Origin of the sequence: Psychrobacter sp. AntiMn-1 (genome assembly GCF_001854065.1) — a bacterium.
Classification (GTDB): domain Bacteria; phylum Pseudomonadota; class Gammaproteobacteria; order Pseudomonadales; family Moraxellaceae; genus Psychrobacter; species Psychrobacter pacificensis.
On sequence record NZ_CP012969.1, the window covers coordinates 1,329,081 to 1,340,810 of the forward strand.

10 protein-coding genes are annotated in these 11,730 nt (G+C 45.9%); 4 read left to right on the forward strand and 6 right to left on the reverse strand.

Annotation, left to right across the window (positions count from 1 at the left end; genetic code table 11):
- Window positions 1-53: 53 nt before the first annotated feature.
- Complete coding sequence (locus AOT82_RS05575) at window positions 54-1,391, reverse strand: PepSY-associated TM helix domain-containing protein (protein WP_071002161.1); 1,338 nt, start codon at window positions 1,389-1,391, stop codon at window positions 54-56.
- 266 nt (window positions 1,392-1,657) lie between these two features.
- A complete protein-coding gene (locus AOT82_RS05580) occupies window positions 1,658-3,730 on the reverse strand; it encodes a TonB-dependent receptor domain-containing protein (protein WP_071002162.1) in 2,073 nt (690 codons plus the stop codon).
- A 515-nt stretch (window positions 3,731-4,245) separates the two neighbouring features.
- Between AOT82_RS05580 and AOT82_RS05585 the strand changes: the two genes are divergently transcribed.
- From AOT82_RS05585 to AOT82_RS05600, 4 genes are all read left to right on the forward strand, one after another.
- Entirely contained in the window at window positions 4,246-4,521 is a 276-nt protein-coding gene (locus AOT82_RS05585) for a Trp family transcriptional regulator (RefSeq protein WP_058024441.1), read from the forward strand.
- An 87-nt stretch (window positions 4,522-4,608) separates the two neighbouring features.
- Window positions 4,609-6,027: an anthranilate synthase component I family protein gene (locus AOT82_RS05590; protein ID WP_071002163.1), complete on the forward strand. Its 1,419-nt coding sequence runs from the start codon at window positions 4,609-4,611 to the stop codon at window positions 6,025-6,027.
- 33 nt (window positions 6,028-6,060) lie between these two features.
- Window positions 6,061-6,708, forward strand: coding sequence for an anthranilate synthase component II (locus AOT82_RS05595; RefSeq protein WP_071002164.1), 648 nt, complete (start codon window positions 6,061-6,063; stop codon window positions 6,706-6,708).
- 222 nt (window positions 6,709-6,930) lie between these two features.
- Window positions 6,931-7,884 (forward strand): DMT family transporter, encoded by a 954-nt coding sequence (locus tag AOT82_RS05600; protein ID WP_071002165.1) that lies wholly within the window; start codon window positions 6,931-6,933, stop codon window positions 7,882-7,884.
- A gap of 222 nt (window positions 7,885-8,106) precedes the next feature.
- On the opposite strand, the gene AOT82_RS05605 is transcribed toward AOT82_RS05600, so the two are convergent.
- From AOT82_RS05605 to AOT82_RS05620, 4 genes are all read right to left on the reverse strand, one after another.
- Window positions 8,107-8,850 carry an amino acid ABC transporter ATP-binding protein gene (locus AOT82_RS05605; RefSeq protein WP_071002166.1) on the reverse strand — a complete coding sequence of 248 codons (744 nt, stop codon included), beginning with the start codon at window positions 8,848-8,850 and terminating at the stop codon, window positions 8,107-8,109.
- A gap of 76 nt (window positions 8,851-8,926) precedes the next feature.
- A complete protein-coding gene (locus tag AOT82_RS05610) occupies window positions 8,927-9,664 on the reverse strand; it encodes an amino acid ABC transporter permease (RefSeq protein ID WP_071002167.1) in 738 nt (245 codons plus the stop codon).
- Complete coding sequence (locus AOT82_RS05615) at window positions 9,664-10,500, reverse strand: amino acid ABC transporter substrate-binding protein (RefSeq protein ID WP_071002168.1); 837 nt, start codon at window positions 10,498-10,500, stop codon at window positions 9,664-9,666. Before AOT82_RS05615 ends, AOT82_RS05610 begins: the two co-directional genes overlap by 1 nt.
- Before the next feature lie 349 nt (window positions 10,501-10,849).
- Window positions 10,850-11,602, reverse strand: coding sequence for a UTRA domain-containing protein (locus AOT82_RS05620; RefSeq protein WP_071002169.1), 753 nt, complete (start codon window positions 11,600-11,602; stop codon window positions 10,850-10,852).
- Window positions 11,603-11,730 lie beyond the last annotated feature (128 nt).

Consider the following 11,730-nt stretch of genomic DNA (forward strand, 5'->3'; position numbering starts at 1 on the left):
TAGTACATTGGTACTAGCACTATATTGAGCACATCAATTTCATGTTTTAATATCTATTTGAGCTTTTGCAACGCCTTTAAACGCTGCTGTCGGCCTTTCCACCATAGATACACACCTGTCCCTGATAGCACCGCAACTGCCAGTCCAATCATTGCCAAAAATGCTTGATACAGTCGATGGCTCCAACCTTGACCGACATGTCCCATATGCAGCGTTGACAGCCATTGGTCTACTTTGTTACCAAAACCGCTTTGATAACCAAAACTAACACGCGCAACCTCTCCTGTGGCAGCATCAACCGTAATAGATGACGCGCCGCTGTGTGTACCAATATCTCTATCTGTTTTGAAACGCATTTGCCATTGCTCGTCCTCTGCAACCCAGCGGATACCCAATAACTGCTGTACAGCCGTGCCATTCTGCCGCGCCGCAATATCGGCTTGGGCACTCAGATAGGCAATGCTGTTGCTCTTATTGACTGCTTGAGCAATGGCATCCGCTGTATTGCGGCTATCGTTAACAGTCGTATTTGAATTTATAGACTTATCTGCCCTACCCTGATTTTCTACTGTTTTATTCGGTTCAGGCTTGGTTGGCGGTCGCCCTCTTTCTCTTGGCATCAGTCCGACCACTGCCTGCATCACAGGCTGATAGACGGGTTTTAGATTAAACCCAACGCTCGACCAAGCGATGACAAACAGCATCACCCATAGCCACAGACCAAAAGCATGATGCAAATCATAGTTAAGCTTAAAGGTATTGGTCTTAGTACGGATTTTCCATGCAGGTAGCCAGCGCTTAAACAGCGAGGCGCGTTTTTTGCTAGAGACTTGTTTTGACTGACTCGATTTGACTGCTCGAGGAAACGTTAAGTAAAAGCCAATAAAGCAATTAATCGTCCAAACTAGCGAGACAATACCCAAGACCCATTTACCAATATCACCAAGCAATAAGTCGCGGTGCAACCAAAACACCTTCCACATGGTATTATGCCATGCCCATGCCTCCTTATCACGCGTACCGATAATCGCGCCGGTATAAGGGTTGACATAAACCTCATTAAAAGCAGGCTCAGGCGTGGTAGGCTTGCCGCCGCGCCATCTATCTACCGAAAACACCGCTGACTTGCCCGCCTCAATGGTCGTCGGCAAACTTGAAAAACCATACTGTGGATAGGTACGGATCACACTATCATGCAGCGCAGCGACAGACTGTATCGGCGTGTTTTGTGCCTCGACACGCGCCAGTTTATGGTTAAACAAGTCATCTAACTCATGATGAAAAGCGAGCAGCGCACCCGTGAGACTGGCAATGATTAAAAAGGCTGCCATAGCAAGCCCAGTATAACGGTGAATCCACAAGCAGGCTTGACGAGGATTGAATGTAATCATTGGTCTTGGTTCTTTATTATATGTTGTTTGGGTAGGTATTTATCCGTTAGCGTCATTGCTGCTATAGCCAATCCAAAAGCCAGTAGGCAATAAAAAGCCAGCTCCCATGTACAGACAGCTGACTCTATAAGTACGATTAGACTCAAACCAGATAAGCTATAGTCGAACCACTATTAAAGTGTTACAGCGTTAGACTCGTTTAGCCTACTACTGTAGTACTTGCAATCGTCTGCCTTGTACCACTTTTAATATTGATTGACTATATATTAGAACTGATACGTTAAAGACGTTTTGATATTACGTCCCATCTCAAAATCAGTATAAGCATCATCGATAGAGTTGCGAGATGCATGACTTGCATAAGTCTCATCAAAGATATTGTAAACACCTAGCGTGGCCTTTAGACCTTCGATTTGAGTTGGTGCATAAGTCATAAAGATATCATGCACGTCATAGCCTGGTTTTTCGTTGTCATCACCAGCGGTATTTGGTGTCACATCGGCGACATAAGTACTGCGCCAGCCAAGCTCGGTGGTACTGGTTGGAGCGTAACCAAGATTGACCATGTACTTGCCACCAGACTCTGAGCCACTGCCGCTGACAGAAGAGATATTGTAACCCGTATCTTCGCCTTTGCTACGTGCACGAGCATAGCTTAGACCCATGTTGAAATTATCTGCGCGATAATCAGCTGATAACTCTACGCCTTTGATCTTAAAATCTTCGTCATTATTAATGACACCTTGGCAGCTACCGTTTAATTGTCCAGTCGCACAATCTAAACCAACTCTACCATTACCTGCACGTACGAACTCAATATAGTTTTCGATATTGGTTTCAAAGTACTTAGCACTCAGTTTTAAAGAGTCGTCAGCCATGGTCAAACCACGCAGCGTTGTCGCAATACCGATTTCTGCATTGTCACCTTCTTCTGCTTTTAGATCATTATTCACATAGGTATCAACACCGTCGGAATTAAAAATCGTTTGGCTAAGATCTGGGCCATTAAATAACTGCGTGTAGCTAGCAAATAGCTGGGTACGCGGTGCAATCTCGTAACTGGCGGCCAATGCGCCAACAACATTGTCGTAAGTCTTGCCAGCCGATACGTACTCTGGAGATTCATAACGGTCATAGCGGACGCCTGGCGTTAAACTAAGCTTACCCATTTGCCATTGGTCTTCTAGATAGACTGAGGTATTGGTTGCCTCATCAGTGCTCGCTTTGCCAAAATCGCGTGTCATCTCAGATTCTTTTTTGTAATGCTCAACCCCAGCGATTAACTTATGAGCCCCTGGCAAACCATTGATGATACTGCTATCAACGATACTGGTGTTCTGTATTTTGCCGCCTGTGGTTTTGACCTCCGCATCAAACTCAAACCCAGGTACGCCATCAGAGTTACGCAAAATCTGTGTGCTGGTCTGATATACATTGGCGTCTACATTGACCAACTGGTTGGCAGGACTGTATGCGTAGTCAAGCGCATAGGTATCGCGTTTGACTTCCTGCGGGATGATTGGGTTCCAACCCCCAGCAGGAAAATCTGGGCGTAATGGGAACTTGCCTTTGTTTTCGGTACGGCTAAAGCTAGCGCCTACATGATGATCACTACCGACATACGCACCCGCTTTTAATAAGATGTTTTCGCCTTCGCTATCTTCCGTTTGGATTTTACGGCCTTTACCATCTTCACCAGCATTAGCATCGCGTTTGCCATAATAAGCCAGTAAATCAATATTTTCTGTTGGCGTACCATATACAGTAGCTGAGGTTAGCAGTTCATCATTGTTGCTGCCGTAGCCTGCATGCAGCTTAGCACCTACTTTTTGACCAGGCTTAAGTAAATCTGCCGCGTCGACTGTCTCAAAAGCAACCGCACCGCCGATAGCATCATTACCGAGCGTCACTGAGTTATTGCCCACTGACACCTCTGCTTGTTTTAGCAGATCTGGATCAATCGTGACATCACCCATGTGGTAGAACAACGCGCCTTCTTGACGTGCGCCATCAATCGTTACTTTTAGGTTGGTATCATCAAGACCACGTACACGAATACGTTGGTTGACCGATGAGGTACCGCCTACGCTTACCCCCGGTACGACGTCCAGAAAATCGCTCAGATGGCTTGCTTGAGCTGCTGGCGTATAGTCATCTATATAGACAGAGTCTTCTTGTACACTATCGCGGACAGAGCTATTTGCTGTCACGGTAATCGTTTGCAACGTCGTATTTGGCATATCTGCTGCCGTTGCAGCACTGGCAGCTTGTGCACACAATGCCGCTGCTACACCCATAGATAGCACAGTCAATCTGCTAGATAACTTTACTTCGCGCATAACACATCTACTCACTTTATTTACTGTCAAAAATTAGAATTATTTTTAAAACCTATCATCGAATAGTCCTGAAAATAACGCCTATCAGAAGATTCATTACCTTAAAAACACTCAATCATGTCGTGCAAATAACACTATTAATACTAATGATAATGATTAGCGTTTAAATAATGAGAGGCATAATAACTAAGTATTAACAATTTGGCAATAATTAATATAATAAGTTCTCAATTCTAGTACTTAGTACTCCAGGTGGACGTAGCAATACAACGCAGCAACGCTTGGTACCAACTATAAATATGCTATCAAATATGACAATGACGACGAGTTGAATCTATATAAACAAATCTTAAAAATCATCACGTCTATCATCACGTCTATAGCAGCCTGCTATTAACTTAGCTCATCACTTGTATTTCTTGTACTACTGTACTAGAATGCTGATACAAGCCAAAAGTATCATGGCTATCCTGACTGTTTTTTGATGAAAACTTTATTTGATTAAGACCACGATTATGAGTACCGACCCTTATCACAGCTTACTGAGTCATCTGGCAAACTGTACTGATAGCGCAGAGATTGAAAAGCTACTCAGTGCCCTGCTGACAGATAAAGAGCAGCATGATATTGCTAACCGCATTCGTATCTTTGACTTGCTTGATCGTGGTATCACACAGCGTGACATCTCTGAGCAACTGGGCGTGGGTATTGCGACTGTCTCACGCGGTGCTAGAGCCATGCACAGCCATGATGTGAGTGCATTACTTGCGACTCATAGAGAACGGTCTTAAACCACCGATCCCAATACCGTTTACCCTTTTCCTCATTACTTTATTAATTGTTGATTGACACATATTTGAACCATTTTGGACTTTATTATGACTGCTAGTACGCCCATACATATCCAACCTGCACCTATCGATATCCCGAGCAAACCACAACGTATCAAGCTCACGCAAGATATCGATTTTTTTGCATTATTCAAACGTATCGAGAGCGCTTTTGACACCTGTTATTTGCTCGAATCATTGGGCGAAGACAGTCACATCTCACGCCACCATGCCATCGGCTTTGATCCTGTGACCACCATCGCTGCTATTGACCGTAATACGCTCGCTATCACGGACAATAAAACGGCTGAAACGACTCGTTATCAAACTGACAATCCTTATCAATTGCTCCGCGCCATCACGCCGCAGCACGTCATTGCCCGTGATCAAAGTGGCGGTCTCGTCGGTTATTTGGGCTATGACTGCGTCAATTTTTTTGAGCCAAGCCTGACAGCCAAAGCCAGTGACGACTTTGAGCCATTTAAATTTGGCGTCTATTTAGATGGATTGACGCTCGATAAAATGACGGGTGAGATTTTCTACTTTTATTATCCAACCGCTCAGCAGAATAATCGTATCGAGCAAATCAAAGCCCTACTTGATGAGCCAGTTCCCAGCTACGAAGCGCCCACCGTTGAATTTTTGGGCGATGGTATGAGTCAAGAGGAGCATGCCAAGGTAGTGATGCAGGTCAAAGAAGACATCATCTCTGGTCGTATCTTTCAGTGTGAGGTTGGGTTTAAGTCCAAATATCGTATTGCTGGCGACAAAATGCCCATCTACGAAAAATTGCGTACCGTGAACCCCTCGCCGCACATGTATTTTATGAAATTTGCTCAGCAGTGCATTATTGGTGCTTCCCCTGAGCTACTGTTTCGCTTGCGTCAAGGCGAGATGGAAACTTACCCACTCGCAGGTACTGCCAAGCGCGGCGTCGATGTAGCAGAAGATCGCAAACTTGCCCGTGCTCTACTTAACGATGACAAAGAAATTGCCGAGCACAATATGCTGGTTGATTTGCATCGTAATGATATTGGCCGAGTGGCGCGATTTGGCACGGTAAAAGTGCGTAGTTTGATGGACATCAAGCGCTTCTCGCACGTACAGCATATCTCCTCTGAGATCGTCGGCATCCTGCACCCTGACGAAGATATGTTCAGTGCCCTTGCTAGCAACTTCCCCGCTGGTACGTTATCAGGCGCTCCTAAGGTAGAGGCTATTAAGGTGATTAACGAGCTGGAGCCCGATGGGCGCGGTGCTTATGGCGGCGCGCTGGGTTCATTTAACTTCAATGGTGATTGTATTTTTGCCATTCCAATTCGTAGCCTGTTTATCAGCGGCGAGTCAGCCTACGCGCAAACGTGCGGCGGCAATGTCTATGACTCAAACCCAGCCGATGAGTATCTAGAGATTCAGCGTAAGCTGTCGGCGATGAAAGTCGTATTAGACAGCTTTATGCAACCATAATTACCCCTATTTTTATCAAAGAGTTTATGACCCATGAATGTTTTAATTATCGATAACTACGACTCGTTTACCTTCAATCTGTACCAATATATCGGCGAGATTTTGCAAACATTGAGCGATGAAACACAGAGCCGCGTCACCGTAAAGCGCAATAATGAGATTACCCTCGCAGAGGTAGAAGCAATGAATCTTGATAGAATCATCATTTCACCTGGCCCTGGCTCCCCTGATGATCCCGCTTACTTTGGTATATGTAGCGAGGTCATCGAGAAACTGGGCAAAACTGTGCCACTACTCGGCGTGTGCCTCGGTATGCAGGGCATCGCGCATGTGTTCGGCGGTGATGTGGTACGTGCCAGTGTGCCGATGCATGGCAAGGTCTCATCGATTCGCCATGATGGTAAGGGTATCTATAAAGGCTTGCCGCAAGCGCTTGAAATCATGCGCTATCATTCACTGGTGGTAAAAGCCGATACGATCCCAAGCTGCCTAACGATCACCTCAGTTGTCGCCAATGACGAGCGAGCGACATCAAGCTTTGATGAAGCTGCGCTGACGGGCGATGAGATTATGGGACTAAAGCACAAAGAATACCCAATCCAAGGCGTGCAATTTCACCCTGAGTCCTTTGCCACTGAAGGTGCTAAGCGGTTGCTGAGTAACTTTTTACTGCAGGTGTAAATGCTACTATCCAGCCACGTCTTCCATTTTAAATAATAGTCGATTGAATTTAGACCACGCCCTAGTAGCAGTTTATAATCTTTTAATGATAGACTAAAAGAACAAACAAAAGACAGCCCTTGAACCGGTTGTCTTTTCTTATTGCAATATGGCTTGGTGCTTTTACATCACAGGCGCTCTGGCAATAGCCCAATGTCATTTAGATCGTAAGAAGAAACCACTATGGCAAATATCGACAGTACAGCGGCGATACACTCGCATCAGTCATGGATAGGCATTGTCCAAATCATTACCGCGGCAACCTGCTGGGGGACGCTTGGAATATTCTCAACCTACCTCAATCAAATGGGCTTTAGTGGTTGGCAAGTCACGATATTACGCATCGTGACAGCGGCAGTGATTGTGCTAGCCATGTTACCGACCCTATGGCCACAGCTGATCAAACTACGACCCAAGCAGTGGTTTGGCTTGGCACTTCAGTCCTTGATTGGTGTACTGGGGATGTCCGTCTGCTATTTTTTTGCTGTCAGTTATGTTGGCGCGGGCCCTGCGGTGGCTTTGCTGTATACCGCGCCTGTGTTTAGCCTGCTATTCTCAAAGTTTTTGCTCAGTGAGTCCGTCACGCGAAAATCTATCGCGCTGGCATTCATGGCGGTTTTTGGGGTTGGGTTGACGATGCTGGGTGAGCAAGCAGAGGTCAATTGGGGTGTTTTGCTCGGGTTGGCAGCAGGGATGTGCTACTCCTTATACGGCGTGCTCGGTAAGCGCGCGATGCATGACGCGCATCCAGCTCCTTTGGTGTTTTTTACCTCTGTGATCATCAGCGCGGGCGGGCTGCTACTACTACCCGAAACGTATCACACCTATGAGCAGCTAATGTCGTTACCACTACTGACTTGGGGCTATGTGTTAGGGCTGTCGCTCTTGGGTACTGTCGTGCCCTTTGGCCTGTATATGAAAGCGCTGGAGAAATTGCCTGCCTCGCGTGCATCTGTGTTTACGATTTTTGAGCCGTTGACGGCGATTGCGCTGGCAATGATACTGCTACATCAAGCTCTGTCTTGGATTCAATATCTGGGCGTGACACTGATTTTGCTGGCGGCGTTGTTAAATGCAGTGGTTAATGGCACGACCACGCGCGTCCCTCGCTGGCTTAAAAGACGGCAAACGGTCTAGCCTTGTTATTTGGTTGTCTGGTAGGGCGCGATAACTAAATCTAGATTAAAAAAACGACGCAATAGATAAACTTTATTAAAAGGTATTTTTCTCGCTTGCTGTATCTCCGCTGACAGAGGCTACGTAAAATTTACCCCAAACCGTCAAACTCAAATTATACACACAAAAAAAGCCCTCAATGGGCTTCTTTCCAACTAAACATATTGCAACGATATAAATCGCTTACTGCTCGATACGCTGCAAAAATGCCTGCGTCCGCGGATGCGTTGAGTCTTCAAACAGCTGCTTAGCGCTGCCCTCTTCGACAACGACACCGTCTTCGATCAAGACCACGTGATCTGCCACATCACGGGCAAAGTTGATTTCGTGAGTGACCACCACCATCGTCCAGCCTTCTGACGCCAACTGCTTCATCGTCTCAAGCACATCTTGTACCAGCTCTGGATCTAGTGCAGACGTTGGCTCATCAAACAATAGCAGATCAGGCTCAATCGCCAGCGCACGGGCGATGCCAATACGCTGCTGCTGACCACCCGATAGCTGGAACGGGTACAGCTCAGCTTTGTCCGCCAGTCCGACTTTTTCAAGCAATACCAGCGCGTCTTTACGCATCTCAGCCTTGTTTTTACCTTGTACCACTATCGGGCCGAGCATGAGATTTTCGATCGCAGTCTTGTGCGGAAACAAATTATAAGACTGAAATACCATACCTGATTTGCGCTGCAAAGCGAGCAGCGTTTTTTTGCTTGGCTTAGTTGCAAAGTCAACTTTTAAGCTGTCATCATCAAATGCAATGACACCTTTATCAGGAATCTCCAGCGCATTGAGACAGCGCAAAAACGTGGTTTTACCCGAGCCTGAAGGTCCTAATATGACGACCACTTTACCTTTATTGATGGTCAAGTCGATGCCTTTTAGCACCTGATTGCCACCAAAGGCTTTATGAATATTAGTGACTTTGATCATAAAAATTCCTATTGTACTGGTCTATATGTACGATGGTCGGTTGCTAAGCGCTCTTGTCAAGCAGCTCAGCTATGACTTACTTTGCCACGTAACGGTCTAATCGAGTCTCAAGCTTGCCTTGGATAAAGGTCAAGAACAGACAGATACCCCAATAAATAATCGCCGCTTCGGTATACACCAGCATAAATTCATAGTTACGAGCTGTGATGATCTGCGCTTGTTTAAACAGCTCAGTGACCAATACCAGTGATGCAAGTGAAGTGTCTTTTACCAAGCTGATAAAGGTATTAGACAATGGCGGCACTGACACGCGCAGCGCTTGCGGTAAAATCACATGACGAAATGTCTGTAAATACGTCAAGCCGACAGTTGAACCCGCTTCCCATTGCCCTTTTGGAATCGACAAAATCGAGGCGCGCACCGTCTCTGATGCATAAGCACCAATATTGAGCGAGAATGCAATGATCGCTGAGGGAAACGGGTCGAGCTTGACGCCCACACTTGGTAAACCGTAGAAAATAATAAACAGCTGAACCAGCATCGGTGTACCCCGAATCGCGGATACATAGATACGAGCCAATCGATAAATGATCTCATGGAACCAACCAGTACGCGGTACAATTCGAATCAAAGCAACGGTCAGGGCAATCGCCATACCGATAGAAAACGAGATCAATGCCAGCGGTATCGAATAATAGATACCGCCTTTGAGCATTGGCCAAAACGACGAGATGACGATCTGTGCTCGATCAGGACTCATAAATGGCAATAATGCCAATAGTTCTGCGAGCACAGATGTGATAGAAGCCAACATTACTTTTGTTGACTTACATCAGCACCAAAGAACTCTTTACTAAGTTTGGTGAGTGTACCATCAGCGGCGAGTGCGGCCATTGCTTCATCCAGTTTTGCCACCACTTCATCGTTGCCTTTGATGAGCACGAGACCTGAGCCTGTTTGTTCACTTGGTGGGGCTGTCAATTTGATCTCAAGATCAGAATCTGGGAATTTTTTGAGATAATCGAGTACGGCTAGATTGTCATTCATCGTGAAGTCAGCGCGGTCTTGCTTGACCAATTGGATCGCTTGTGCCATACCATCGACAGGGACGATTTCTGCGCCGTATTTTTCTGCCAGCTCGCCGTAGTTACTGCTGAGTGATTGAGCCGTACGTAAACCTTTTAGGTCATCCCAAGAGCTATAACGGTTGTCATCAGTCGGTGCCAATGCAACCGCGCCTGACCAGCTATAAGCCATAGATTTGTCATATTTGGCTTGACGCTCAGGCGTCGTTAAGCTGACTTGGTTGGCCACCATATCAAAGCGTTTTGAATCCAAACCTGCTAGCATCGCATCCCACTGAGTCTCTTTAAACTCAACATCAACGCCTAGCTTGTCAGCGACCGCACGAGTCACTTCGACGTCATAGCCTGTCAGCTTGCCACTCTCATCATGATAGGTAAATGGAGGGTACGTACCCTCTGTACCGACGTTAATCGTACCACCGTTATTGATACGTTGCAGCAAATCAGAACCGCCAGTCGAGGTGGTGTCAGTGGCAGTAGTGTCAGCTTCATTAGTATTAGACTGACCACAAGCAGCAAGTAACACAGTACTAGCAGCAAGGGCTAAAAGAGTACGACGTTTCATAAGACGTCCTTATAAAATATAAAAGTAGATAAATGAGATAAAAGGGTTTACATGAAAACAGTTAGCGCCAATAAATAGGGAAAAGCTGATACAAGAGGGCAATATAATAATCGCCCTGCAAAATTCGGCTTTGGTTGCTCGATTTGAGGTTAGTCAGCATATTTTTCAATGCGGCGACCCTATTATTTTCGAATTTTTATAGCGTATGATCATTCAATAGGCAGCCGATCAAACGTTCATAGTTGCTACTGGATCAATCGCTGCTCATAAATATAATATCTTACTTTAGATAAAAAAGCGTACAAACTCCGTGAGCGTGCGTCAGGTAATGACCGCCATTAGCGCAAAACTACAGCTCACCCGAGAATTGATAGCGATCTCCTGCATGCCACATCTTCACAAAAGTGACGACTTGACCAGCTGAATAAGTCTGGCGACGCAATACCAATGTCGGCGACTGCGGCGCAATCTGCAACGCATCTGCCACCTCGTTTGGCGCCGCTAGCGCACGTATGGTGTAGCTGCCACTCTCTAGCGGTATTTTGGCGACCAGATAATCACTGGTATTAACCACGGTAAAATCCTGATCAATAAAATGTGGCACTTTTTTGGCATCGACCCAGCGCTCTTCGAATTGTATAGGCTGACCATCTGCAACGTGAATGATTTTCACCTCATATAAAACGGGCGTATCACTGCGGTTATCTAGCGTTGTATCGGGCGTATTGGTCGTCTCTTCAATACCAAACTTACGGCGCAACTCATCATCGAGCATAGCAGCAGTCACCGCGCGCTTACTCACCACTTTTGCTTCATAATCGCGATTGGCAGATTTGAGATCCTCTGCGATATTACGCACTTCTACAAAGGTATGGTTGAATTGCTGCTGCGCGACAAAGGTTCCTGAGCCTTGACGCCGCTCCAATACACGCTCTTCGCTTAGCTCTTTGAGCGCGCGATTCACCGTCATCCGTGAGACACCAAACTCTGTCGCCAGTGCCATTTCTGTAGTGATCGCACTGCCCGCTTGCCATTTGCCAGAGTGAATATTGTCTAATATCGCATTTTTAATCCGCTGATACGCCGGAATCGTTTTTGTCATATTTGTTTTAAACCGTCAGTTCCGCTAATAAATAAGAGTAGCGCCATAATATCACGACAATCATGCGAACTTTTATTCATATCATTCTATCAGTTATGCTCTTTTTTTCATTAATTCTAATTTTTATC